The sequence below is a fragment of the Lactococcus formosensis genome (genome assembly GCF_018403745.1).
Taxonomy (GTDB): domain Bacteria; phylum Bacillota; class Bacilli; order Lactobacillales; family Streptococcaceae; genus Lactococcus; species Lactococcus formosensis.
This window is the reverse complement of sequence record NZ_BOVP01000001.1, coordinates 131,506-157,434: the sequence shown is the minus strand read 5'-3', so window position 1 is coordinate 157,434 and position 25,929 is coordinate 131,506. Positions and strand designations below refer to the sequence as shown.

Annotated in this window: 27 protein-coding genes; 17 read left to right on the top strand and 10 right to left on the bottom strand. The window is 38.9% G+C overall.

The genetic code is table 11. The features are described from left to right. The first annotated feature begins 64 nt into the window (after window positions 1-64). From smpB to phoU, 8 genes are all read left to right on the top strand, one after another. Window positions 65-532 carry an SsrA-binding protein SmpB gene (gene smpB / locus KJS37_RS00785; protein ID WP_165711378.1) on the top strand — a complete coding sequence of 156 codons (468 nt, stop codon included), beginning with the start codon at window positions 65-67 and terminating at the stop codon, window positions 530-532. Between the two features lie 182 nt (window positions 533-714). Further along, window positions 715-1,608: a PstS family phosphate ABC transporter substrate-binding protein gene (locus tag KJS37_RS00780; protein ID WP_017368914.1), complete on the top strand. Its 894-nt coding sequence runs from the start codon at window positions 715-717 to the stop codon at window positions 1,606-1,608. A 230-nt stretch (window positions 1,609-1,838) separates the two neighbouring features. Continuing rightward, the gene (locus tag KJS37_RS00775; protein ID WP_017368915.1) at window positions 1,839-2,690 is read left to right on the top strand and encodes a phosphate ABC transporter substrate-binding protein; all 852 of its coding nucleotides are present in this window, start codon (window positions 1,839-1,841) and stop codon (window positions 2,688-2,690) included. 14 nt (window positions 2,691-2,704) lie between these two features. Then, window positions 2,705-3,628: a phosphate ABC transporter permease subunit PstC gene (gene pstC / locus KJS37_RS00770; RefSeq protein ID WP_017368916.1), complete on the top strand. Its 924-nt coding sequence runs from the start codon at window positions 2,705-2,707 to the stop codon at window positions 3,626-3,628. Continuing rightward, the gene (gene pstA, locus KJS37_RS00765) at window positions 3,628-4,515 is read left to right on the top strand and encodes a phosphate ABC transporter permease PstA (protein ID WP_017368917.1); all 888 of its coding nucleotides are present in this window, start codon (window positions 3,628-3,630) and stop codon (window positions 4,513-4,515) included. Before pstC ends, pstA begins: the two co-directional genes overlap by 1 nt. A gap of 18 nt (window positions 4,516-4,533) precedes the next feature. Continuing rightward, window positions 4,534-5,337 carry a phosphate ABC transporter ATP-binding protein PstB gene (gene pstB, locus KJS37_RS00760; protein ID WP_014024392.1) on the top strand — a complete coding sequence of 268 codons (804 nt, stop codon included), beginning with the start codon at window positions 4,534-4,536 and terminating at the stop codon, window positions 5,335-5,337. Window positions 5,338-5,350: 13 nt separating this feature from the next. Further along, a complete protein-coding gene (gene pstB, locus KJS37_RS00755) occupies window positions 5,351-6,112 on the top strand; it encodes a phosphate ABC transporter ATP-binding protein PstB (protein ID WP_004258923.1) in 762 nt (253 codons plus the stop codon). Between the two features lie 55 nt (window positions 6,113-6,167). After that, window positions 6,168-6,821 carry a phosphate signaling complex protein PhoU gene (phoU, locus tag KJS37_RS00750; protein WP_003134981.1) on the top strand — a complete coding sequence of 218 codons (654 nt, stop codon included), beginning with the start codon at window positions 6,168-6,170 and terminating at the stop codon, window positions 6,819-6,821. A gap of 33 nt (window positions 6,822-6,854) precedes the next feature. On the opposite strand, the gene serS is transcribed toward phoU, so the two are convergent. Further along, window positions 6,855-8,126, bottom strand: a complete 1,272-nt coding sequence (gene serS, locus KJS37_RS00745) for a serine--tRNA ligase (RefSeq protein ID WP_213495446.1) — start codon at window positions 8,124-8,126, stop codon at window positions 6,855-6,857. Window positions 8,127-8,467: 341 nt separating this feature from the next. Between serS and KJS37_RS00740 the strand changes: the two genes are divergently transcribed. Continuing rightward, the gene (locus tag KJS37_RS00740) at window positions 8,468-9,145 is read left to right on the top strand and encodes a YitT family protein (RefSeq protein WP_213495445.1); all 678 of its coding nucleotides are present in this window, start codon (window positions 8,468-8,470) and stop codon (window positions 9,143-9,145) included. A gap of 70 nt (window positions 9,146-9,215) precedes the next feature. Here KJS37_RS00740 and KJS37_RS00735 read toward each other — a convergent pair whose 3' ends face one another. From KJS37_RS00735 to KJS37_RS00715, 5 genes are all read right to left on the bottom strand, one after another. Beyond that, the gene (locus KJS37_RS00735) at window positions 9,216-9,596 is read right to left on the bottom strand and encodes a DUF956 family protein (RefSeq protein ID WP_017368921.1); all 381 of its coding nucleotides are present in this window, start codon (window positions 9,594-9,596) and stop codon (window positions 9,216-9,218) included. Window positions 9,597-9,701: 105 nt separating this feature from the next. Continuing rightward, on the bottom strand, window positions 9,702-10,799 hold the full coding sequence (locus KJS37_RS00730; RefSeq protein ID WP_017368922.1) for a PTS system mannose/fructose/sorbose family transporter subunit IID: 1,098 nt from the start codon (window positions 10,797-10,799) through the stop codon (window positions 9,702-9,704). A gap of 22 nt (window positions 10,800-10,821) precedes the next feature. Next, window positions 10,822-11,625 carry a mannose/fructose/sorbose family PTS transporter subunit IIC gene (locus KJS37_RS00725; RefSeq protein WP_003134975.1) on the bottom strand — a complete coding sequence of 268 codons (804 nt, stop codon included), beginning with the start codon at window positions 11,623-11,625 and terminating at the stop codon, window positions 10,822-10,824. A 30-nt stretch (window positions 11,626-11,655) separates the two neighbouring features. After that, complete coding sequence (locus tag KJS37_RS00720) at window positions 11,656-12,645, bottom strand: mannose/fructose/sorbose PTS transporter subunit IIB (RefSeq protein ID WP_213495444.1); 990 nt, start codon at window positions 12,643-12,645, stop codon at window positions 11,656-11,658. A gap of 251 nt (window positions 12,646-12,896) precedes the next feature. Then, the gene (locus tag KJS37_RS00715) at window positions 12,897-13,100 is read right to left on the bottom strand and encodes a ferredoxin (RefSeq protein WP_017368924.1); all 204 of its coding nucleotides are present in this window, start codon (window positions 13,098-13,100) and stop codon (window positions 12,897-12,899) included. Window positions 13,101-13,145: 45 nt separating this feature from the next. Between KJS37_RS00715 and KJS37_RS00710 the strand changes: the two genes are divergently transcribed. The 4 genes from KJS37_RS00710 to KJS37_RS00695 all read left to right on the top strand — a co-directional run bounded on the left by KJS37_RS00710 (window position 13,146) and on the right by KJS37_RS00695 (window position 16,114). Beyond that, window positions 13,146-13,655 (top strand): SAG1386/EF1546 family surface-associated protein, encoded by a 510-nt coding sequence (locus KJS37_RS00710; RefSeq protein ID WP_017368925.1) that lies wholly within the window; start codon window positions 13,146-13,148, stop codon window positions 13,653-13,655. A 28-nt stretch (window positions 13,656-13,683) separates the two neighbouring features. Beyond that, on the top strand, window positions 13,684-14,346 hold the full coding sequence (gene cmk, locus KJS37_RS00705) for a (d)CMP kinase (protein ID WP_017368926.1): 663 nt from the start codon (window positions 13,684-13,686) through the stop codon (window positions 14,344-14,346). Window positions 14,347-14,416: 70 nt separating this feature from the next. Beyond that, on the top strand, window positions 14,417-14,941 hold the full coding sequence (locus KJS37_RS00700; protein ID WP_213495443.1) for a GNAT family N-acetyltransferase: 525 nt from the start codon (window positions 14,417-14,419) through the stop codon (window positions 14,939-14,941). Window positions 14,942-15,067: 126 nt separating this feature from the next. Beyond that, entirely contained in the window at window positions 15,068-16,114 is a 1,047-nt protein-coding gene (locus KJS37_RS00695; protein WP_213495442.1) for a VanZ family protein, read from the top strand. A gap of 50 nt (window positions 16,115-16,164) precedes the next feature. On the opposite strand, the gene KJS37_RS00690 is transcribed toward KJS37_RS00695, so the two are convergent. Further along, window positions 16,165-16,434, bottom strand: a complete 270-nt coding sequence (locus KJS37_RS00690; RefSeq protein ID WP_213495441.1) for a bacteriocin immunity family protein — start codon at window positions 16,432-16,434, stop codon at window positions 16,165-16,167. Window positions 16,435-16,493: 59 nt separating this feature from the next. On the opposite strand from KJS37_RS00690, the gene msrA reads away from it, so the two are divergent. Both msrA and KJS37_RS00680 read left to right on the top strand, forming a co-directional pair. Next, entirely contained in the window at window positions 16,494-17,036 is a 543-nt protein-coding gene (gene msrA / locus KJS37_RS00685) for a peptide-methionine (S)-S-oxide reductase MsrA (RefSeq protein WP_213495440.1), read from the top strand. Between the two features lie 77 nt (window positions 17,037-17,113). Continuing rightward, the gene (locus KJS37_RS00680) at window positions 17,114-18,484 is read left to right on the top strand and encodes an LCP family protein (protein WP_165714373.1); all 1,371 of its coding nucleotides are present in this window, start codon (window positions 17,114-17,116) and stop codon (window positions 18,482-18,484) included. A gap of 41 nt (window positions 18,485-18,525) precedes the next feature. Here the strand turns inward: KJS37_RS00680 and KJS37_RS00675 are convergent, their stop codons facing one another. The 3 genes from KJS37_RS00675 to KJS37_RS00665 form a co-directional block, all read right to left on the bottom strand. Next, complete coding sequence (locus tag KJS37_RS00675) at window positions 18,526-19,380, bottom strand: sugar ABC transporter permease (protein WP_017368932.1); 855 nt, start codon at window positions 19,378-19,380, stop codon at window positions 18,526-18,528. A gap of 1 nt (window position 19,381) precedes the next feature. After that, window positions 19,382-20,731: a carbohydrate ABC transporter permease gene (locus KJS37_RS00670; RefSeq protein WP_165711369.1), complete on the bottom strand. Its 1,350-nt coding sequence runs from the start codon at window positions 20,729-20,731 to the stop codon at window positions 19,382-19,384. 71 nt (window positions 20,732-20,802) lie between these two features. Then, window positions 20,803-22,038, bottom strand: coding sequence for an extracellular solute-binding protein (locus KJS37_RS00665; RefSeq protein ID WP_017368934.1), 1,236 nt, complete (start codon window positions 22,036-22,038; stop codon window positions 20,803-20,805). A 253-nt stretch (window positions 22,039-22,291) separates the two neighbouring features. Between KJS37_RS00665 and KJS37_RS00660 the strand changes: the two genes are divergently transcribed. Further along, window positions 22,292-24,046 (top strand): glycoside hydrolase family 13 protein, encoded by a 1,755-nt coding sequence (locus tag KJS37_RS00660; RefSeq protein WP_213495438.1) that lies wholly within the window; start codon window positions 22,292-22,294, stop codon window positions 24,044-24,046. Window positions 24,047-24,300: 254 nt separating this feature from the next. Continuing rightward, complete coding sequence (locus tag KJS37_RS00655; protein ID WP_213495436.1) at window positions 24,301-25,908, top strand: alpha-glucosidase; 1,608 nt, start codon at window positions 24,301-24,303, stop codon at window positions 25,906-25,908. Window positions 25,909-25,929: the final 21 nt, after the last annotated feature.

Genomic DNA, 25,929 nt, shown 5'->3' with positions numbered 1-25,929 from the left:
ATAAAATATTATCAAAAAGAACTGAGGAAGTTTGTAAGAAAAAGTTATGTGATATAATATATGTATGGTAAAAAATACAGTAGATAAGCCCTTGGCCCAGAATAAAAAGGCCCGGCATGATTATGAAATTTTTGAAACATTTGAGGCAGGGATTGTTCTAACAGGAACAGAAATCAAATCGGTCCGTCAAGCAAAAATTCAGCTTAAGGATGGATTTGCTCGGGTACGGGATGGTGAGGTTTGGCTTTCCAATGTTCATATTGCACCTTTCGAGCAAGGAAACATCTTTAATGTGGATGAACTTCGCACGCGCAAACTTTTACTTAAGAAAAAAGAAATCATGAAGATTGAAAAAGAATTAACAGGAACAGGAATTACTTTTATTCCTTTGAAAGTTTATCTGAAGAATGGTTTTGCTAAGGTTTTAATGGGACTTGCACGAGGGAAAAAACAATACGACAAGCGTGAAACACTCAAACGTAAAGAACAAAATCGTGACATTGCACGTCAAATCAAAGCCTACAATCGTTAAAAAGCAGGAGACAGCTGTCTCTTGCTTTTTCTCTTGTAGTAATAATAAAAAGTAAAACCGTTTACTAAGCGTTTACCTAGTATTTACTAAGTATTTACAATTATAGGTTGCTAACAGTGTTAAGATAGTTATGTAAGCAAAAGAGCTTACGGAGAACATAGAAAAATATTGGAGAAAATCTCATGAATAAAAAGTTACTTTCTGGAATTATCGCTGGTGCAGCTCTGTTGACGCTTGCAGCTTGCGGAAATGGCAATTCATCGTCTAATAGCAGCTCAGAGAGCTCAACGCCAGCTTCAGGTAAAATCATCGCTGGAGGTTCAACAGCCTTGCAACCTATGGCACAACAAGCTTCAACTGAGTATACAGCTAAAAAACCAGAAGTTCAAATTACTGTACAAGGTGGTGGATCCGGTGTAGGTTTGACTCAGGTCTCAACAGGAACCTTCCAAATCGGTAATTCTGACATCTTTGCAGAAGAAAAATCAGGAATTGATGCTTCTAAATTGAACGACCATAAAGTAGCTGTCGTCGGTTTTGCTCCAATTGTAAATAAAGATATTAACATTGATAATCTCTCAACACAACAACTTAAAGATGTCTTCACGGGGAAAGTGAAGAACTGGAAGGAAGTAGGAGGTCCGGATGAAAAAATCACAGTAATTGGGCGTGCAGCAGGTTCAGGTACACGTGTGAACTTTGATAATTTAGCTCTCGGTGGCGAAAAAGAAGTAGAGGGGCCAACGCAAGATGCCTCAGGTACGGCGGTAACTATGGTCTCTCAAACACCAGGTGCAATCTCTTACGTTGCTTTTTCTTACCTTGATAAGAGTAAAGATATTAAAGCAGTCAGCATTGATAATGTAAAACCTACAGATGAAAATGTTGCAGACAATAGCTACAAAGTTTGGTCATACGAACACATGTATACCAATAAAGAAAAAGAAACAGCAGCCGAAACAGATTTCATCAAATACGTTACTGAAGATACAAAAACAATCAAGGAACTCGGCTATATTCCAGTTTCTGATATGAAAGTAGAACGTGACGCTCAAGGAAAAATCACAAATAAATAAGAATTGAGAGTGAGCAGAGTAAAACGTTAAAATTTTCTTTTTCATACCCTTAGTTTTACTTTACAAAAACTTATTCTTTTAGAGAATCCTTGTTCTTAATGATGATGCAAAGAGCAAGAGTACTTGGGCCATGTCTCAGGTGCTCTCTTTGCCGTTCCATTTACAAACTGTTTACATTGTAAGCGGTAAGCTTTTGCTTATTTATGGTTGATTTATGCTAAAATAAGGATATGAAAAAGAAAATTTTAATGGCTTTATTTGCAGCAATGAGTCTTGTGACTTTAGCGGCATGTGCGCCCAACTCAAATCAAGTCACAGTAGGTGGCTCAACGGCAATGAAACCACTGGTTGAACAAGTTTCCTTGGATTATATGAAGAAATATCCAGAAGATATTATTATGGTTCAAGGTGGAGGCTCAGGTGTTGGACTTGCACAAGTGGTCGCAGGTTCTTTCCAAATTGGTAACTCAGATATCTTTGCGGAAGAAAAATCAGGAATTGATGCTTCTAAAATCACAGGAAATAAGGTTGCAGTTGTCGGTTTTGCACCAATCGTGAATCGAAATTTGGATTTATCAAATGTCACTCAAGATCAACTTATTGATATTTTCACCGGAAAAGTAAAAAACTGGAAAGAAGTTGGCGGTCCAGATCAAGAAATTACGGTTATCGGACGGACGGCAGGTTCAGGAACACGTGTCAATTTTGATAACCTTGCCTTGAATGGAGCACGGGAAATTGACGGCCCTACTCAAGATGCCTCTGGTTCGGTTGTACAATTGGTTGGTCAAACACCAGGTGCAATTTCTTATGTTTCGTTCCCTTATATCCACAAGCCAGGGATTAAACCACTGAACTTAGATGGGGTTGAACCTACAGATACAAATGTAACAACTAATAAGTGGAAAATTTGGTCTTACGAACATATGTATACCAATAATAAAAATAAGAACTTTGTAGAAAATCGCTTTATCAACTATGTTAAAAATGACAAAGTAACACTGAGAAAACTCGGCTACATCCCTGTAACGGAGATGAAAATTGATCGTGATTATAAAGGTAAAGTTACACCAATTAAATAATTAGTAAGGTAGTTATGGAAAACTCAAAAATTAAAGAAAAATTACTTTCAAGTTCAAAAGATTCACGCTTGGAAAAATTTGGTAGAACATTGACGTTCTTGTGTATCGCAATTATCGTTTTTGTCGTTGGACTTATTCTGGTCTTTGTCGCTCAAAAAGGTCTTTCCACTTTCTTCGTTGATGGTGTGAATCCGTTCCGCTTCCTCTTTGGAACACATTGGGAACCAGGCGCGATTGGACCTGATGGAAAACCTGCAGTTGGTGCTTTACCAATGTTTGCTGGGTCTTTAATCGTTACTGTGCTTTCAGCTTTAGTTGCGACACCTTTTGCCATCGGTGCTGGAATTTATATGACAGAAATTTCACCAAAATACGGTTCGAAAATTTTACAACCAGTTATTGAACTTTTGGTAGGTATCCCTTCAGTTGTTTATGGATTTATCGGTTTGACTGTTGTTGTACCTATTATACGTAATACATTTGGTGGAACAGGTCTTGGCTTGCTTGCCGGTGTGTTTGTACTCTTTGTTATGATTTTACCAACTGTTACTTCAATGACTGTCGATGCGCTTAAAGCAATTCCACCGCATTATCGTGAAGCTTCACTTGGTTTAGGAGCCACACGCTGGCAAACTATTTGGCGTGTCTTACTCCGTGCGGCAGCACCTGGTATCTTGACAGCGGTAATCTTTGGTATGGCGCGTGCCTTCGGTGAAGCATTAGCTATCCAAATGGTTGTTGGTAATGCTGTGACAATGCCAAAGGATCTGGTTTCACCAGCTTCAACTTTAACGTCAATTTTGACATCAGGTATTCCAAATGCTACACCAGGTATTCAATTGAATGCGCTTTGGTCACTTGGACTCCTCCTTCTCCTTATGTCATTAGTATTTAACATCGCGATGCGTGCTATCGCTAAGAAAGGGAGCCTTAAATAATGAATGCTAAACGCACAGATAAAATTGCTACTGGCGTGCTCTATGCACTCTCAGGCATCATTGTGGCGATACTCGCTTTTCTCTTGATTTATATTTTAATTAAAGGTTTACCTTTTGTATCTTGGGAATTCTTAACAACACCGTCAAATCCATTGACTGGTGGTGGTATTGCTATTCAACTTTTTAACTCAGTTTACTTGTTAGTTGTGACTTTAATTATTTCGATTCCACTCTCATTGGGGGCAGGAATTTACCTTTCAGAATATGCCAATCAAAAACATTGGTTGACTGGTGCAGTTCGCTCAGCGATTGAGGTTTTATCATCTCTCCCTTCAATCGTTGTGGGTCTCTTCGGTATGTTACTCTTCGTTATTCAGTTTGGGCTTGGTTTCTCTGTCTTATCAGGTGCCCTTGCTCTTACAGTCTTCAATCTTCCTTTAATGACACGTAATGTTGAAGAATCACTCCGTGCCATTCCGACAATGCAACGTGAAGGTGGCTTAGCTCTCGGTTTATCAAAATGGGAAACAGCCACTAAAGTCATTTTACCAGCAGCAGTACCGGGGATTTTAACAGGGGTTATCTTATCTTCAGGACGTGTGTTCGGTGAAGCTGCGGCCTTGATCTATACTGCGGGTCAAACCAACTTGCCAATCAACTGGGCTAACTGGAATCCTATGTCATTGACAAGCCCATTGTCACTCTTCCGTCCTGCTGAAACATTGGCCGTACATATTTGGGCTTTGAATACTGAAGGAACGATCGCAACGGCAACTCAGATTTCTGCAGGAGCTTCTGCAGTACTGATTATCTTTGTATTGCTGTTCAATCTTGGGGCACGTTTCCTCGGAAATCGCCTCCACAAGAAACTCACATCTGGAAATTAGTAAGGAATATAGAAAAATATGGCAACTTATGATTGGAACGAACGTCACATTTTGACTTTCGACAAAAATATCGCTCTTTCAACAAACGATTTGCGGGTTTTCTATAACGGCACAAAAGAAGCAATTCATGGTGTCTCTATGCAATTTCCTAAAAATCAAGTAACAGCTTTAATCGGCCCTTCAGGTTCTGGTAAATCAACTTATCTCCGCGCGCTTAACCGTATGAATGATACGATTGATGGCGCACGAGTAACAGGTGAAATCATGTATGAAGGTGTCAATATCAGTGACCCTAAAGTCAATGTTTACGAAGTCCGTAAGCAAATCGGTATGGTTTTCCAAAGACCAAATCCTTTCCCAAAGTCAATCTATGAAAATATCGCTTTTATCCACCGTCGTGAAGGAATAAAAGACAAGAAAAAATTAGATGAAATTGTGGAAACATCGCTCAAGCAAGCAGCTTTATGGGAGCAAGTTAAGGATAATTTGAACAAGTCAGCTTTGGCACTTTCCGGTGGTCAAGCACAGCGTTTATGTATCGCACGTGCACTGTCAGTTAAACCAGAAATCATCTTGATGGATGAACCAGCCTCAGCTTTGGATCCTATTTCTACAATGCAAATTGAAGAAACAATGACCGAACTTAAGAAAGACTATACGATTATTATCGTTACGCACAACATGCAACAAGCCAGTCGTGTTTCTGACTATACGGCATTCTTCTATTCAGGCGACTTGATTGAATACGATGAGACAAGCAAAATCTTCACGCAGCCAAATCTTAAAGCGACAGAAGATTATGTTTCAGGACACTTTGGATAATCGAGAGGACAATATGACAAAAGAAGCAATTTTAACAGTCAGCGACCTTTCGCTGTATTACAGTAAGAAAAAAGCGCTCAATCAAATCAACATGGAATTCTATCCTAATGAGATTACAGCACTTATTGGCCCTTCTGGATGTGGTAAATCAACACTTTTACGTTCGATTAACCGCATGAATGATTTGATTCCAACCGTAACGATTACTGGAGCAATCATGTATAAAGGGCATAATATCTACAGTCCAAAAGTGGATACCGTAGATCTTCGTAAAGAAATCGGTATGGTTTTTCAACAACCTAATCCTTTCCCATTTTCGATTTATGAAAATGTTGTCTATGGTTTGCGCCTCAAAGGTGTAAAAGACAAAGCTTTGCTTGATGAAGTCGTTGAAAATTCACTTAAGGCCGCAAATATTTGGGATGAGGTAAAAGATATCCTTCATACTTCAGCACTTGGTTTATCTGGTGGACAACAACAACGTGTATGTATTGCACGTGTACTTGCAGTCAATCCTAAAATCATCTTGCTTGATGAACCAACGTCAGCTCTAGATCCAATTTCGGCAGGGCACGTGGAAGAAACACTTTTAGAACTTAAAGAAGATTATACTTTGGCTATTGTTACGCACAGCATGCAACAGGCTTCACGTATCTCTGATCGTACTGCTTTCATGCTCAATGGTGACCTAGTTGAAATGGATAATACGAAAAAAATCTTCCTTAATCCTGAAAAACAGGAAACAGAAGATTATATTGCTGGTAAGTTTGGATAATATGGTATGATGTAAGGAGCACTTATTGCTCTGAGCTTAGTTAAGAGGAGAAAAAATGTTACGTACACAATTCGAAGAAGAACTCAATAAACTTCACAACCAATTTTATTCAATGGGAACACAAGTCTCTGCACAATTGAATAAAGCAGTTCGTGCCTTTGTGAGTCATGATCGTGAGTTGGCAGAAGATGTCATTACAAGCGATGAGATGATTAACCAATTGGAAACAAAATTAGAAACAAAATCATTGGAAATGATTGCCTTGCAACAACCAGTTTCAGGGGATTTACGTACGATTATCACAGTGCTTAAAGCCTCAAGTGACTTGGAACGTATGGGCGATCACGTGACTTCAATTGCCAAAGCAGCAATTAACCTTAAAGGTGAAGAGCGTATTCATGAAGTTGAAGAAGATATTTCTCTTTTAGGTGAAAAGGTCAAATCAGTGGTTGATGCTTCATTGAATGCTTATATTCAAGGTAATGATAAACGTGCGCGTGAAATCGCAGATCAATACCAAACAGTTAAAAATATGAGCGGTGAAATTCAAGAAAAAATCTTGGAAGCGATGAAAGAAAACACAGAAACAATCACGACGGGTAAAGATTACTTGATGACTCTTGTATTCTTGGAGCGTATTACTGGCTATGCGGTTAACCTTTGTGAATGGATCGTTTACTTGAAATCTGGAAATATCGTTGAGTTGTAAAATAAAAAACTTGCATTTGCAAGTTTTTTTGTTTTATTTAATAACTTCTAATCCACCCATGTATGGACGAAGAACTTCAGGGACGGTTACTGAGCCGTCTTCGTTTTGATAGTTTTCAAGGATTGCAGCAACTGTACGACCAACAGCAAGTCCAGAACCATTTAAAGTATGAAGCAAGTTAACTTTGCCTTCTTCATCACGATAGCGGATTTGGGCACGGCGCGCTTGGAAATCTTCACAGTTTGAACAGCTTGAAATTTCACGGTAAGTATTTTGGGCAGGGATCCAAACTTCCAAGTCATAAGTTTTAGCGGCAGAGAAGCCCATATCGCCTGTAGAAAGAGCAATTACACGATAAGCTAAACCTAGTTTTTGCAAAATGTTTTCTGCGTTGACAACCATTTTTTCTAGCTCATCATAAGATTCCTCAGGGCGAGAAAATTTGACCATTTCAACTTTATGGAATTGATGCAAACGGATCAAGCCACGTGTATCACGGCCAGCTGAACCCGCTTCAGAACGGAATGAAGGAGACATTGCTGTGAAGTAGATTGGGAGTTCAGCATTATCCAAGATTTCACCACGGTAGTAGTTGGTTAAAGGTACTTCAGCAGTAGGAATGAGCACAAAACCACGATCATCATTTACTTCAAAAGTATCTTCTTTGAATTTTGGATATTGACCAGTACCAAACATAGAGTCTTGATTGACCATATAAGGCGTAATCATTTCGGTATAGCCTTCTTTAGCATGTTCGTCCAACATAAAGTTATACAGGGCGCGCTCTAAACGCGCACCAGCGCCTTTATAGAAGAGGAAACGTGAGCCAGTCACTTTACCACCACGTTCCCAATCAAGGATACCAAGAGACTCTCCTAAGTCCCAATGAGGTTTAGGTTCAAAACTGAATTCAGGCGCTTGACCATGACGACGAATTTCCACATTATCATCTTCATCAGCACCTATAGGCACATCATCATGTGGCAAGTTGGGAAGCGTTGTTGTGTAAGTGGTCAACTTTTCTTCGATATCAGCAAGTTCAGCATCAATGACTTTAATATCAGCAGAAACTTGTTTCATGGCAGTGATTTTTTCAGAGGCATCACCTTTTTCACGTTTAATCAACGCGATTTCATCAGATACGGCATTACGTTCTTTTTTCAAGTTCTCAGATTGTACGATCAGTTCACGACGGCGTACATCGAGTTCGTGGAGTTCTTGCAGTGTTTCTTTTTTAACACCACGTGTTTCCAATTTTGCGGCTACTCCGTCAAAGTCTGCACGGATTTTTTTGATATCAAGCATAAAATCTCCTTTTAATATAAAATAAAAAGCCCTAACTCTCCTTAAAGAAGAATTAGGGCGCTATAAGCACGGTTCCACCTAAATTTCCTATCATAGGGATAGGACTTTAGTTCCCTTATCGCGAGAAACACGTTCCTATTTTCATAGGATAAAATCAAGCAAGAAGCAGAATGTTTAAAGAATCTTTACTTGTTTTCACCACCCACAAGCTCTCTCCAAAAAGATAGTCTTAAAACTGACTTCTAATGTCATTCTATCAGAAAATTTAAAACTTTGCAAGCGCCTCATAAATCATTAGTTCTTTAAAATACTAAATGGTATTATAGAATAAAGGGGGACCTATGTCAATCATTGGAGTAAAGATAGATAAACAGTTTATAAAAGATTTAATTGTTCTTATTGTAGGAGTGGGTTTCTATATTTTATCGGTAAGACTTTTTGTTATTCCTAATTACTTGGCAAGTAACGGAATCGCAGGTTTTTCAGTATTTGTTGATTTTGTTTTCGGGATTAATCCAGCACTGACTTTTTTTGTAGTGAATATTCCCTTATTTCTCTTTGGCTGGAAGCTTTTGAGCCGAAGGGAGCTTTTGCTGAGTGTTCCTGGTGCAGCTGCGATGAGCTTATGGATGCTGGCCTATGAGGCGATGGGGATTAATGGGTTTCAATTTAACCAAATTATTTTCGCTGGTATTTCTGATGGTGTTTTATCAGGAATAGGAGCAGGGCTGGTTGTAGTTTCTAACGGGACTTTCGGTGGTTCAATCCTCTTGAGTCGAATTATGGAAGACCGTTGGCAATTTACGATTGACCGTGTCTTATTTGGAATTGATATTGTGGTTATGGGGTTATCCTTAGCGACCTATCTGGCCTTTCCAAACTTTGCTGTTACTCTATTGTCATGCTACATTTTTAGTAAAGTCACACGTTTCATTGGTCGAAAGGATTACCGTGAAAATATCTTAGATCGCCTATATTTTAATCTCTTTGGACGTGAACGAAACGAAACAGATACTTAATTAAGAAAATCATGGTGCATGTGCAGTATGCTTTTTTTGTTAAAAAATAAAAAGCCTCATTTGAGACTTTTTATTTCTTTTTACGACGGAAGAGGCTAAAGAATTTATCAAAGAAGCCTTTCTGACGCACAACTTTTTCATTTCCAATATATTGTCGGATGTATTTTAAGACAGTACCAGACTCCTTGGAAGCAAAACGAACTTTCTGCTCATTGCGAAAGACAATGATAAACTGACGACCAATTTTTACTTTTCCATTTTTTGAAACAGAAACATCACCTTCCACACGTTTAATAGAGGCCCACGGAAATTGCATATTCTTTTCAACATTTGTATCATTGAAAAACTCGAAAGCTCGGTCTCCAATCATAATTTTACCATATTCAGCAAAGCCAAGATAAGCAATACCAGCAGTGGTAAAGTCGACTTTAGTATTCAGTGATTGTGCCAATTTAGTGCTCCTAACGATATTATAGTATCTTTATTATATCAAAAATAATCTTAATAAAAAATCGCCGCGAGTACACGACGATTTTGTTCTTGTTTTAAAATCTTATTAAGCAAGACCTGCAACGTGAAGTACGATACCAAGAACGAACATACCAATGATGATGAACAATGGTGCGTTTTTGTTTTTCCATTTGCGCAAGATCCAAAGAACAAGGAAAGTCAAGAGCAATGCGATAAATCCAGGAATTAATGAATTGAACACGTCTTGAAGTGATTGTGTTTGTTCTGGGCTCAAGCCAAGACCAGATGATACTTGACCTAAGATGTTGTGCAATGTAGAACCGTCAACTGTGTTAAGTTGATCAACAGTTACGTAATGTGCGAAACCGTCTTGACCAGCAACACCGTTACCAACAACGTTACCTGCTTGGTCTAACCAATCAAACTTAGCAACACCATCGCCAGTAGTACCTGTTTGGGCACCTTGAACAACGACTTTACCTGCTTTGTCGATCCATTCACCAACGTAAGCGCCATCTGCCAAAGGTTTAGATGGGAGCATAGCGTTAGGACCAGTGAAGCTGATGTTAACCCAACGTTGGATCAATACACCAAGGATGAACATACCAAGGATAGATGCACCTTTAGTAATTTGTTGAAGCATTCCTCCACCGAGGTCGCTTGTGATTGCAGTACCTTGTTTGTAACCAAACTCTTGTGTATACCACAAGAAAGCGATACGGATTGCATTCCAAACAACGAAGAAGAAGATTGGAGCGATAATAGAACCACCAGTTGCAAGTGAGGCAGCGATGGCACCAACGATAGGACGTACTGTGAACCAGAAGACAGGGTCACCGATACCAGCGAGAGGTCCCATCATACCGACTTTCACACCTTGGATAGCTGCTTCGTCGATTTCGACACCGTTAGCGATTTCTTCTTCAAGGGCCAATGTAACACCGACGATAGGTGCGGCTACGTATGGGTGAGTATTGAAGAACTCCATGTGGCGTTTCAAAGCTTCTTTAGCTTCTTCAGAACCTGGTTTGTAGAACTGTTTCAATGCAGGGATGATTGAATAGAGGAAACCAAGGTTTTGCATACGTTCGTAGTTCCAAGAACCTTGAAGGAACATTGAACGGAACATAACGCTCAAGCGTGTGTTTTTAGAAAGGCTAAACTTTTTATTTGTATTTTCCATTTTTATAAAATCTCCTTCCTAATTAATAATCGTTGAGAATATCGCCGATTGGGTCACCACTTGAAGAAGCAGTTCCACCGTTACCAGCAGTATTAGAAAGATTGAGGTAGATGAGAGCGATAACAACACCAAGGATACCCATACCAATCAAAGTGATTGAAGAAAGTGGTGCGAGTACAAATCCGAGGAAGAAGAATGGCCATAGCTCTTTAGTTGCCATGAGGTTGATAACCATTGCGTAACCAACAACAACAACCATACCACCACCAACAGCAAGACCTTTAGAAACCCAATCAGGAATTGAGTTCAAGGCAGCAGTTACTGTTTCAGCAGGGATAGCAAGGATGATTGCAGCAGGGATAGCAATACGCAAACCTTGAAGAAGGAGTGCGAACATGTGCCAACCAGCAACACCTGAATAAGAACCTTTTTCAGCAGCAGCATCAGCTAAGTGAACGATACCAACTGAAAGGAAACGAACCAATGTAGTAAGTACGAGACCAGCAGTTGCCAACAAGATAGCGGCAGGTACGATAACACCAGTGATGTGTGTCAAGTCAAAGTTACCACCTTGAACCATCAAGATAGCAGAAGCGACAGAAGCAAGTGCAGCGTCAGGTGCGACAGCGGCACCAACGTTAGCCCAACCAAGGGCGATCATTTGCAATGAACCACCCAAGATGATCCCTGCAGCCATGTGACCAGTAGCGATACCGATCAATGAGCAGGCGATAATTGGTTGGTGAAATTGCCATTGGTCCAAGATACCTTCAAGTCCAGCTAAGAACGCGAAGATAAGAACTAAAATGATTGAAATAATACTCATTTTATAAATTTCTCCTAATAATATTTAATTTTACTTAACGTCTGCTTTGTTAATCAAAGCAAACAAGTCAGATTTAGAATCGTTAGGGACTTTACGAACGTCAAATTTAACGCCGAGATCACGTAACTTTTCAAAAGCGGCAACATCATCTTTGTTTACAGACAATACTGAGTTAAGCATTGTTTTACCTGTACTGTGTGCCATAGAACCCACGTTAAGTGTTTCTACAGGAACACCACCTTCAATAGCAGCAAGTGCATCTTGAGGAGTTTCAAACAAGAGAAGGGCTCTAGTTTCACCAAAACGTGGATCTTTAGCAACTTCAATCATTTTCTTGATAGGGACAACGTTGGCTTTAACACCTGGAGGTGCAGCTTGTGTGATAAGTGTTTTACGCATCTCATCTTTGGCAACAGCATCAGAAACAACGATGATACGGTTTGCTTTTGAATCTGGAGTCCAAGCAGTGGCAACTTGACCGTGGAGAAGACGTGAGTCGATACGTGCAAGATTAATTTTAATCTTACCGTCACCAACAACAGTACCTTCTGGGATAGCAGCAGCGTTTACGCCAGCTTCAGCTGGTGCAGCGCTTTCTTCAGCAGGATTAAGCTCTTCTGGTAATGCTTTAATACCAGCTTTCGCTTCCTTAATAATGTTTGCAGCAACTTGTTCAACACCAGCAGAAGCATCCATCATACGTTCTGTGTAGGCTTGAATAAGCATTGGCAAGTTGAGGCCTGTGATGATAGCTACCTTACGTTCTGGATTGGCACCCATAACAGCACTTGCTTGGTTAAATGGAGAACCGCTCCACAAGTCAGCAAGGACAAGGACTTCATCTTCAGCATCAAATGTTGCGATAGCGGCTTCGATTTTGGCGCGTAAGTCGTCTGGTCCTTCGTTAGGCATGAAAGTGACAGCTTGTACTTTCTCTTGCTCACCGAAGATCATTGAACCAGATTGCTTGATGCCTGCAGCGAATTCACCGTGGCTCGCAATAACAATTCCGATACTCAATTGAGTAACCTCCTTATAAATTTTTATATAATATAATTATTACTGTCTTAGTATACTACAAATTGAAAACATTTGCAAAAATTTGTGAAACTGGTTTCATAAATCTGATTTTTTAATTTAAGTAGCCAAAATAAAAACAACTTGTCGGTTAAAAACAAGCTGTATATATAATGAGAATACTCAATTAAAATCACGAAATAGTTAGATAAAGAAGTAATTTTATGGTAAAATAAATATCAGAGTTTAAGGTTTTAAGATTTGGTAATCTTTATCGCAGCTGTTGGGCATGCCTTGGCTGCACTTATTATTTTATCATCAGAAATATATTCTTTTTCCAGTTTATCGGAATTATTAAATTTAACGATACCATTGTCATGGTAATCGAAGACGTCTGGAGCATGTAAATAACAAAGGCCGCATGCAATACAATTTTCTGGTATTATGTTTACTTTCATACAATGATGATAATATAAAAAAATAAAAAAGGAAAGGAAAAAGATGTGGCAGAAAAAGAACCGTGGGATAAAGAAATCTACAAGGCCATGAAAGCAGATTCCGAAAAGAGGCGTTCGGGTAGCACACCTAGAAAAAAACAAAATAACAAGTCATTAACTTCACGTGCTTTGACCTTTACTGTCGTGACGATGTTTTTACTGGTTGGTTTCATGATTGCCTTTATTCTTTGGAATAATCAAACGCAACATAGTGGTGGATTTGCTCAAGAAAATCCAGAAAAGACTGTAGAGCAAACTACGGAGGAACAAACAGAGCAGACAACTGAGGAAGTAAAACCAGAAGAAAGCACAGTAGCTCCACCACCAACCACTGAAGAATCCTCGACAGAAGAGGGAGCAACTTATGTTATTGTAGCTGGAGATGATCCAAGTAAGATATCAGCGAAGACAGGTGTTGCATGGTCTGTAATCGCAAGCCTTAATAATATCTCAGCAACAGGATACAATGCCGATGGTTCACCAATATCACCTGGCCAAGTATTAAAATTAAAATAATAAAAAGCATTTATAATAGGAAAGAAACATGATAAAGTTACAAATAGCTGTTGATGGTCCTGCCTCAAGCGGGAAATCAACTGTCGCTAAAATCGTTGCACAAAATCTGGGAATCATCTATTTAGATACGGGCGCAATGTATCGTGCGGCAACACTGGTTGCCCTCCAAAACAAAACAGAAGATCCTCAAAAAATCATTGATGTGATTAAGAAAAAACCAATCTTCTTTAAAAATACTGCTGATGGTCAGCTTGTGTTTTTAGGAACGGAGGATATTACTAAGATTATTCGTACAAACGAAATAACACAGAATGTTTCAAAAATCTCTGCTTTAGCTCAAGTACGCGAATTTTTAGTTGCCGAGCAACAACGTATTGCTGACGAAGGTGGCATTATCATGGATGGACGTGACATTGGTACAGTTGTCCTCCCTCATGCGGATTTGAAGATTTTCCTTGTGGCTTCTGTGGATGAACGCGCAGAGCGACGTTATAAAGAAAATTTACAAAAAAATATCCCTACTGATTTGGAAGACCTCAAAGTAGAAATTGCCGAACGTGATCGTAAGGACAGTACACGAGCAGTTTCACCTTTAAAACAAGCTGAGGATGCTATACTGTTAGACAGTACAGGAAAAACGATTGATCAAGTGGCAGGTTTTATCGAAGAAAAAGCCCGAGAGCTTCTGTAATCAATCACATTTTAAAGGAAGAAACGGAGTAAAATATTCCGTTTTTTCTATTATAAAGAAGGAGAAAAAAATGGAAATAAGAAGTATCGATCAAAAAGACTATGAAGAAGTCAGGCAGTTAATCTGGCAAGCTTTTAGTAGGTCAGAACATGGCTATGGTAATGAAGCAGAACTTGTAGAAAAGCTTCGAACAGATTGCAGCTATGTTGAAGGGTTAGAAGTGGTTGCAACTGAAGGGGTGAGAATTGTTGGTTATGGTTTACTTAGCGAAGTAAATATTATAAACGATAAGGCAAGTTATAAAGGGCTAGTGCTTGCACCATTAGCTGTTTTACCTTCTTGGCAAGGTAAAAAAGTGGGGCAACATCTTCTGAAAGAGTTAGAAAAACGTGCCATCCAAAAAGAATTTTCTTACATAAGTATTCTGGGGCATCCCCAGTATTATTCTCGTTTTGGCTATGTACCTGCTGAAAAATATAAAGTTAAAGCACCATTTGACGTTCCAGCAGAAGCTTTTATGATTCGACCTTTACAGCCAGAGGCACTAAGAAATGTTTCAGGTTGTATCAAATATGCTCAAGCATTTGAGGCATAGTCACTGTACGAGAAATATTAATGATATACACTTACCTTTCATTCAAAATATTTTTATAAACTTATCCAACATTTTTAGTTGATTAATTTTGTTATAATAAAGATAAAAAATTTTTTAAGGATCTCTATGCTTACTTATCTCCATGCTATTCAAATTGGTGTATTGCTCTTCTTTGTTTTTTTCTTACTGAGTCTTATTCCTTATATGATCGTTCAATATCGTAAATATGGACGTGTTAACCCTTGGCGTTTTATCGTCAATTTTTCTTTTGTTCTTTACATAGTTTGTGCTTATGCGATGACTATCTTTCCCTTGCCTGATGTGGCACAAGTTGCACAGATGACAGGGCCTAAACAAAACCTTGTTCCTTTTGAGTTTGTACGTCAGTTTATAACTTATAATCCGCTGGTACTCGACGATTCTTCCACATGGCTAATGGCTATAAAAGCGCCGAGTTTTATTCAGCCTTTTTTTAACCTTCTGTTGACACTGCCATTTGGGATATATTTACGTTATCTCTTTAAACGCAATTTTTCTCAAACTTTAGTATGGAGTTTTATGCTCACCTTATCGTTTGAACTTTTACAACGCTCAGCTCTTTTTGGTCTTTATCCTCGTCCTTATCGTTTATTTGATGTGGATGATTTAATGATTAATACATTAGGAAGTATGTTAGGGTTTGGTATTGCGTGTTTACTTGTGAAGGTTTTACCTGATTTGGATGCTAAACAAGCTGTTCCTGCTCAGATTGGAATGATACGACGGAGTATTGCCTTTGGTGTAGATCTCGTTTTTGCGAATCTTCTATCGAACTTTGTACCGCATTTTTATATAGCAATGCTTATTGCTTTCGTGGCTATTCCTGTCATTTTTAATGTTACTTTTGGTCAAAAACTTCTTAAAATAAAAATAGAAGGAAGTCGCTGGAAGATCCTAATCCGACAACTTTTATCTTGCGTTAATTTTGGGATTGTTGCTTTCTTGTCTTATTTCTTGCAACGGTCAGGTTACATCCCACAAAATGAGTTGGGGCAAAATTTCTTAATGATTGTTCTTTCTTTAATTCTTCTTATGTTGCCAATACTAGATATTCTCTTTGCAACACTTTCACGCACACGAAAGTTGTGGTATGAACGCTTGAGTCAAACGGAATTAAGTGCAAAAGAAATTTGAAATAAAAAACGTTAGCAAAGCTAACGTTTTTTGATTAAAAAGATGGACACTTATAAACGATGGCCGACGCCACGCCCAAACAAACTTGAATTGGATATTTTATTATAAAATTCGCTTGTCATAGGTGTTAAATTATAGCGAAGAGCTAGTGGGCGTAATTGGGCCTCTAATTGTACTAAGGCATCTTCAAGATTTTCTTGGCTTTCAATGCGATTTTTAGCTTCTAATATCAACGTACGTTCCCACTCTCGGATATGTTTGCTTAAAACTAAGTTGTACATTTCATTCAAAATTTCAACCTGATTTAATGATTTATTCATAGTTAAATTATATCATGCAAGCCCTTTCATTGTGCTATAATGTGCTTGGAGGAAGAACTATGAGTAAAGAAACTGCAATTTTTGCTGGAGGATGTTTTTGGTGTATGGTTGAACCTTTTGAAACACGTCCAGGCATAGTGTCTGTCATTAGCGGTTATACTGGTGGTCATGTGGATGACCCGACATATGATGAAGTTTCCGGAAAATATACAGGGCACACTGAAGCTGTGGAGATAATTTTTGAAAATACCGTTATTTCTTACGATACCTTACTGGAAATTTACTGGAATCTTATTGATCCAACGGATGAAGAAGGTCAATTTTATGATCGAGGTAGTAATTATAGACCAGTAATCTATGTTCAAAATAAGAAACAACGTCAAGCTGCTGAGAAAAGTAAGCAGGCCTTGTCGGAGTCGGGGCTTTGGGATAAACCAATTATAGTCCCTATAGAAAATGCGCAAACATTTTGGCCAGCTGAAGATTATCACCAAGATTTTTATAAAAAGAACCCTAAGAGATATAAACAGATGCACAAAGCACGTGAACAGTTTCTGAAAGTTAAACGATTCAGAAATAAATTTTTTGGTAAAAAAACTTAAGAAAAGGATCTGTATTCTGCTGAGAATTATGAAAGGCTTTTATCAAAAATAAAAAATCATGATATAATAGACAGATAATGAAAGATAATAAACAAAAACGTTTTGAATACTTAAGAGCAAATAAAGCTTACTTAAGTGAACGCGAAAAGCAAGAATATTATGAATTAGTAGAAGAGATAGAAGGCTGGCAAGCTCTTGAAGAAGAATACGCAGCTGACTTGGAAGAAGAACGCGCACAGTCTGAAAGTTCTTCTTCTGAGAGAAGGAGAAGATCCAGCCGATCTTTCGATTCAGCACCGGAAGCATTTTTATCCAAACGTGGGAAAAAGAAAGAAAGTCGTCGTGCAGAAGAGAACTTGGATGATGGAACATCTGAGGAAACAGGAAGTAAAAAACCAAAGAAAAAGAAAAGTTGGCTCAAACGGATCTTCTTTATTTTAATCGCACTGATATTGATTATGATTGGTTTCTTTATTTATGGCTATCAGCGTGGAATCAGCCGAGAAGGTGGTGGAATTAAAGCCGAACAGTTCAATGGTGCTGCCAATGCTGATGGCTCAGTCAATATCCTTTTGCTAGGTGCTGATCAGCGTCCAGGGCAAAGTTCAGGAGTGGCTCACTCTGACAGTATTATGGTTTTGAATGTTGGCAGGAATGGTAAAATGCAATTAGTGAGTTTTATGCGTGATACTCTGGTTAACATCCCAGGTGTTGGTGATGCAAGTCAAGGCCCTAACATGAAGCTTAATGCGGCCTTTACGATTGGTGAGCAAAATGAAAATCAAGGAGTCGAACTTGTGCGTCAAACCTTGCAGCAAAATTTTGGTATAAATGCCAAGTACTATGCTGTAGTGGACTTCTCAAGTTTTGCAACAGTGATTGATTCGATGTTCCCTGGAGGAGTACAGATTGATGCCAAATTCGCTACAATTAACGGTCAAAAATTTGATGAAGTCCCCGTACCAGATGATTTAGCGGAAACAGAAGGTATGGCCAAAAACGATAAGGAATTGAGTGCAGAAGAAGCTGCGGCCTTGGGCTATCCTGATGGCGGTGGAATCTTTATGATGATCAAGCAAGGTCCACAACGAATGGATGGACGCACGCTTTTGAACTATGCACGTTTCCGTCACGATGATCAAGGCGACTTTGGACGTGTCCAACGTCAACAGCAAGTGATGCAAACGCTCACATCAAAAGTTAAAAATCCGTTGACACTCTTTACTGGTGCAAGTGCCTTGGGTACAGCTCGGGCTGTTACAATGACAAATCTTTCCAACACATTCCTGATCACAAAAGCTTTACCGGCAATGTTTGGTGGTGTAGAAAATACAACGATCCCATCCGACAATGATTGGCAATCTGCCTATGATATGTACGGAGGTTCAGGTATCCTCATTGATATGAACAAGTATGGTGCAAAAGCACAGGAACTTTTGGGACAATAAAAAAAAGCATTCAACGCAAAGTTGAGTGCTTTTTTAGTTTATTATCCTTTATCTGCACCGGCAGTAATTCCTTTAACATAGAATTTTTGCATCACAATGAAGAGAATAGTGATAGGGATTGCGATAATTACACATCCCGCAACAAATTGGGTAAAGTTTGTTGCAGAGGATCCTCTGGAGTTGGTCATCATGTTCTGCAAACCATAGGCAATGGTACGTGACTTAGGATCGCCACCGCCCAAGATAACACTCGCAAAGAGGAAGTCAAGCCAAGGTGCAATAAAGGCAGTGAGTGATGTGTAAACAATCATTGGTTTTGACAAAGGCAAAGTAATTTTGGTGAAAATTTGCCATTTAGTTGCGCCGTCAATCACGGCCGCTTCATCAATTGAAGCAGGAATTGTGTCGAGGAAACCTTTAAAGATATAGAAGCCTAAACCAGAGCCGCCTATATAGATCAAAGTCAGGCCAACTAAGTTGGTCATATTGAATGATTTTAGGATGTAATAAAGAGCAATCATCGCCATGATACCAGGGAACATTCCAATGATAAGTGCCAACTGTAGGAAAGGTTTACGTAATTTGAAGCGTAAACGTGACAGAACATATGACATAACAGTGGTAATCAAAGTATTAACAACTGCACAGATAACTGCGATGATAAATGTGTTGAGGAGCCAATGACCATAAGGATAAACCGGGTTATTGAAAATACCAGTAAAATTATCCAGAGTCCACTGCTGGGGAATGAATGTCGAAACAAAACCGGTATTATTTTTAGAAAAGCTGGTCAGGATAATCCAAATAATTGGGAAAATCCAGATGATTGCGAGTAAGGTCAAGAGCAAGTATCTGAGTACTAATGAAGCTTGACGTTGGCGTTTATATGATTTCATTTTATCCCTCCTTAAAAGCGTTTGTACGGCGGTAAGCAAACAATGAAGCTGTAGCTGAGATGATAAAGATCACGATACCAATAGCTGAAGCGATATTATAACTTGGAATAGACTTCATGGTTAAGCTGTAAAGCCAAGTAATCAATAAGTCAGTAGAGCCCGCTTGGAAATACTCTGCGTTCAATGGTCCACCACCAGTCAAGAGGAAAATAACGTTGAAGTTATTGATATTTCCGATAAATTGTTGAATTAAAGCAGGTGTCATAACAAACAAAATTTGTGGGAAAGTAATAGAGCGGAAAATATCAAAACTGTTGGCGCCATCAATTTTTGCTGCTTCAATTTGATCAGTTGGCAAGTTTTGGATAATCGCAGTTGAAATTAACATCGATACAGGAATACCAATCCACATATTAACGCCGATAACTGAAAACTTCGCCAATAAAGGATCCATCAAAAATGGAATAGGATGATCAATCAGACCGATACTTTGAAGCCAACTGTTAAGTGGACCGTTGTTGTCCAAGAACATATTCATCATTAAGAGGGAAACAAAAGAAGGAACGGCCATAACGATAACAAAGAGTGTACGCCAGAAAGCCTTAAATTTAATTCCAGATGATTCAATCAAGAGCGCAAGTAAGACACCAAAGAAGAAGGTTGTCGCTGTAGCTGCCACAGCCCAAACGAGGGTCCAACCTAAGACAGGAAAGAATGTTCCTGCGATATTCCCTGTCAAAATTTCACCAAATGAAGCAAAACCAGTCCAAGAAAATCCGATAGGATGGTCTTGGTTGAAATTAGTAAAGGCAATGGTAATCATGAAAAGCAAAGGGGCAATTGTGAAAACTAAAATTCCAAGCAAAGGAATCGCCATCAGTGTGTAATGAAGACGGCTGTCTAAGAGTGTAGCCAAATCCTCCATCGTTGTAGGGATATGCTCTCCATCACGATTTAAGGCATAGAGGTGACGTGTTGAACGAAGACTTGTAACGTAGATAACCGCAACCATCGCAATGAGTACTAATGACATGACACCAAACAGGAGGATAAGCATGGAGTTGTCAGGTTGTTGAGTGACATAAATTTGTCGTGCTTCATCAAAAACGACTTGTTTATTCTTGATATGTCCAAGGCTGCTCAGAAGACTGATTGAGCTGATACCATTGAAGATGAGCCAGAAAAGGAAGACAATTTCGATGATGAGGAAGCTAAGTCCTTTAAGCCATTGTTTATTTTTTAGTTGTGCTAAACCCATGATAAAGAAGCTGAGTTTTGTGAAAATATCACCCTCGCGCCATACCTCTTTGTATGTTGCTTCAGGAGATGGTTTAATTTTCTTTTTAAACATATATTTTACCCTTTTGTATATAAAAAATAAGAGGATTAGGATGAGCCCAATCCCCTTAAGTTAATCAAAAATTATTCAGTAGCTGATGAGATTGATTTTACGAAATTATCAAGTTGTGCTTGGTATTGTGTTGCTGGAGTCTTACCTGTATACGCATTTTCGATAAGTGGGGCAGCCAAGTTCCAGAATGTAGCCATTTGTGGCATCTTAGGCATCAATGTATCGTTTTCTACTTGTTTGATAACTGCAAGAGCTACAGGGTCTTTTGCAACTTCAGAATCTTTTTGGGCTTCTTTTGAAACTGGGATTGCATTATTGGCTTTATAGAGTGCCAATTGTGATTCAGTGTTTGATAGATATTGTGCTAAAGCAGAGGCAGCTACAGGATCTTCAGATTGTGAGTTCACAGCAAGAGTACCCACACCAGAGAATGCTTGCATTTGTTTAGAGCCTGAACCGAAGTCAGCAGTTGGTAAGGTAGTTGCACCAAAGTTATCGCCAAGGATTTCTTTTACTGTGCTACCGTCCCATGGGCCATTTAGGATAGCTTGTGTTTTACCAGATTTGAGGTCAGCGAGAAGTGCTGTACCAGATTGTTTGACACCAGGATTTGCTTTTTGTTGAGCAAACCAAGTCATAGCTTGGATGCCAGCTTTAGTATTTGCATCCGTACCGTCAACAGTTTCACCATCTTTACCGAAAAGCTGTGTTCCATTGGCTAAGAATACAGGATACCAGTTATATGAGTTAGTGAAATCTGTTCCGATTGGTTTTTCTGCTGTAAAGTCTGCCCAATCTTTTGGAGCTTCACTAAATTTCGCTTTATTATAGTAAACAATGTTTGATTGTTCATCTTGGGGATAAGCATAGAGTTTACCTTTCCAAGAGACAGCATCAACAGCGATAGAGATATCATTCGATTTTACCCAGTCTGTTGCTGATGGTGAAAGAGGATTGATATATCCTGCTTCAGCCATGGCTCCCAACTGGTCATTTGGTACTTTAAAGACATCCGCAGCTTGTCCAGGGTCTTTACTCACATCTTGTTTTGCGTTTGCAGAACCGTTTGGAGATTGTGTGACAGTCACTTTAATGTTTGGGTATTCTTTGTTGAAGTTTTTAATTAAATCTTTATAAGAAGCAACGTTTGCTGGATCGACCCAGAGTGTAACTGCACCTTTATGGTCTTTAGCATCTGAAGATGCAGAAGTTGTGCTTCCACTATCCTTACTATTCCCACAAGCAGCGAGGCTAGCAAGAGCAATCAGAGAAGCGCTACCCAGAGCGATTTTTTTCCATGTGTTCATAAAATATTTCCTCCTAATGAAAATAATTATTCTAATTTGTAATTCTATTTTATGCAAACGCTTCCGTTTTGTCAAGTATAAATTTATTACAATTTGATTACTGTGTGTGGTGGTATATACACGTTATAGCTGTATATAATAGAAAGTTTTCCTTGGGATTTCATTTTCAACAAAAAAATATACTGCAAACGGTTGCGCAAATGATGAGCTTGTGCTAAAATGAAAAAAACAAGAAAAAAAGAGGTATTTATTCATGAATAAAGCAGCCATTTATCACCGTCCAGAATCAGAATTTGCTTATCTCTATACAGAGGAAACAATTCATATCCGTTTACGTGTTGCTCGTAACGATGTTCAAAGTGTTGCATTGATCTATGGTGACCCTTATATGTTTGTAAAGCATGATGATGAACCAGAGATGGTCTGGGATTATCAAGAGGCAGAAATGAAGTACGGTTTGGCTACAGCAGAGAGTGACTTCTATATGACCGAGGTTAGTGTTCCCCATAAGCGTATGGACTACGTGTTCGTGATTACGGGCCGAGATGGAGAAAAGGTTGTTTATACTGACTCTGGTATTCTCCCTTATGAAGACAAACTACTCACAAAGAAGTATGCTGCATTTCGTATGCCTTTCTTCCATGAAGTTGATCGATTTAAGGCTCCGGATTGGGTCAAAAATACAGTCTGGTATCAAATATTCCCCGAACGTTTTGCCAATGGGAATCCAGTGATTAACCCAGTAGGAGTTAAAGAATGGGATCCAACTGAATCTCCTGAGCGTCAAGACTTATACGGTGGCGACCTTCAAGGAGTAATCAATCATTTGGATCATCTGACAAACTTAGGTGTGAATGGCATTTACTTTACCCCTGTCTTCCAAGCCTATTCGAATCATAAATATGATACGGAAGATTATTTGAAAATTGACCAGTATTTTGGCGATTTGGATGTCTTCAAGACATTAGTTAAAGAAGCTCACCAACGAGGTATCAAAGTAATGCTTGATGCAGTCTTTAACCATATTGGGGATACAAGCCCACAGTGGCAAGATGTCCTCAAACATCAAGAAAATTCAAAATATGCGGATTGGTTCCATGTTAATCAATGGCCCGCAACTTACACGCCAACCGAGGATTTTGAGGTTTCTGAAGCGGCGACTTACGATACATTTGCCTTTACACCGCATATGCCAAAATTAAATACTGCCAATCCAGAAGTTCAAGAGTATTTGCTTAATATTGCAGAATACTGGATCAAGGAGTGCGATATTGATGCATGGCGTTTAGATGTGGCAGACGAAGTCGATCATGCTTTCTGGAAAAAATTCCGTACCACATGTGATGCAGTGAAGGATGATTTCTACATATTAGGAGAAGTCTGGCATTCAGCACAACCTTGGCTTGTTGGTGATGAATTTTCGGCAGTAATGAACTATGCTTATACAAATGCGATTATTGATACTTTTGTGAAAGAAGAGTTAAGCTTAGAACAAATGGTTTCGGCGATTAATGCTCAACTTATGCTTTATCGTAAACAGACTAATCAAGTTATGTTTAACATCTTAGATTCCCATGACACACCTCGTCTTTTAACACAAGCTAAAGGAAGTAAAGACTTAGTTAAACAAGTTCAGGCCTTCATGTATCTCCAACCAGGTGTCCCTTGTATCTATTATGGTGACGAATATGGTTTGGATGGGGGCGCTGATCCAGATTGTCGCAAATGCATGCCTTGGACCGAAGAACATCAAGATTTAGAAATGTTTGCTTTCTTCAAAGACTTGGTAGCTTTCCGTAGAGAATACGCAGAGACACTAAGCCAATCAGATTTAGACTGGCAGTGTGTTGATGATGCTCAAGGAGTGGTGAAACTGGTACGGGGTGAGCTTAAGGCAATCTTCAACAAGGGTTCACAGCCGGTTAATTTCGAAGCGGGTAAAATATTGCTGGCGCACTTGAGTGAAAACAATCAAGTTCAGAAAAATGGCTTTGTAATCTATAAATAATAGAAATTTAAACAAGATATAGTAACGAATTAATAGCTCATTCTTCTAAAAGATGACTATGGCCCAGATATTGCTTCTTATATGGGAAAATTTTGACATAATAGAGAAAAAGGAACCTCAGACTCGATAGACCAGCTATATAACAAGTGTTGGTAGGATGACAAATATTATTTTAAATCAATGTATTTCTGACTCTATTCATCGTTTTCGAAGAACTTGCTTTAATTTCAAGAAATATAATTAAAAGGAAAAAAATGAAAAAAGATGCTTTTGCGAATTGGACAGGTTATCAGATTTATCCCAAGTCTTTTAAAGACAGTAATGGTGACGGGATGGGTGACTTGCAAGGAATTATCGAAAAGTTACCTTACTTGAAAGATTTGGGGGTAGATTTTATTTGGCTTAACCCCATTTACACAAGTCCACAAGTAGACGGTGGCTACGATATTTCAGACTTTTATAATATAGATGCGCGCTTTGGTAGCTTGGAAGATTTAAAAGAACTTCTGAGAAAAGCACATGAGAACGGTATAAAAGTCATTATGGATTTGGTTGTTAATCATACTTCAGATCAACATCCGTGGTTTATTGAAAGTCAAAAATCAAAGGATAATCCCTATCGAGATTATTATCACTGGGCAGATGCGACACCGGAAAAAATGCCAAATGAGTGGCAATCTTTCTTTGGCGGGTCAACTTGGACTTATGATGAACAGACTCAACAAGCGTATTTTCATGTTTTTGCGAAAGAACAACCTGACTTGAACTGGAAAAATCCCCAAGTGCGTGAAGAAATCTACACGATGATTAGATGGTGGTTGGAGTTAGGCATAGATGGTTTTCGTTTAGATGCGATTTCTCATATTCAAAAAGAAGACTGGTCCTTTAAAATCAAGTCACCAAGAGGAAACGATCCTTGGAAGCCTTTTATGAATGTCTCGGGCATCGAAGATTATATGGCTGACTTAAAAGAAATATTTGACGAATATGGGGCTTTAACAGTAGGTGAAGCTTCAGGTGTGACTTCAACTGATGCTCCTGATTGGACGGATGCAACCTCAGGATATCTTAAGATGATTTTTGAATTGGAACATAACGTACGTCAGAAGGATCATGCTGGTCAGGGCTGGATGTTTGGTTACAAAAAGACAATTATACGTTGGCAAAAGGATATGCTTACGCGAGGGTGGAATGCTCTTTATTTGGAAAATCATGATCAACCACGAGCAATCAGTTGTTTTGGTGATGGTAGCCTTGCGTCCGCTAAAGCTTTGGCCGTATCTTATATGCTTCTCAGAGGCACACCGTTTATCTATCAGGGGCAGGAAATTGGTATGAGTAATTTTCCTTTCACAGATATCACTCAGACAGATGCAACTGAAATCAAACAGGCGTATGAAGCTCTGATAGCAGAGGGAATGATTGAACGTGAAGCCTTGGATAAAGTGATGGCGAACAGTAGGGATCATTCTCGCACACCGATGCAATGGGATGCAAGTCAAAATGCAGGATTTACCAGTGGCAAACCTTGGATGCCAATTCATCCAGATTATAAGGAAGTAAACACTGAAAAATCACACGAGCTTATCGAGTTGTATAAAGTGTTAATCCGTCTTCGTCATGAGGAAGAGGATATTGCGCGTGGGGCGATAAAATTTTGGTTTGAGCAACATTTGACAGCCTTTGTTTATGAACGCGATTCGTTTTTAATTATTACAAATTTAGGTACCAAAAAAGCACATTTGGACTTTAATAAACTAGAGACAGAAGGTTACCGGCATATTTTAGGAAGCCGTCCAAGAAAGTTGGAAAAAAAGATGACTTTCCTTCCTTGGGAATATCAAGTGTTTAAGAAAAAGTAAGAAAAGAAAAAGATAGGAAAA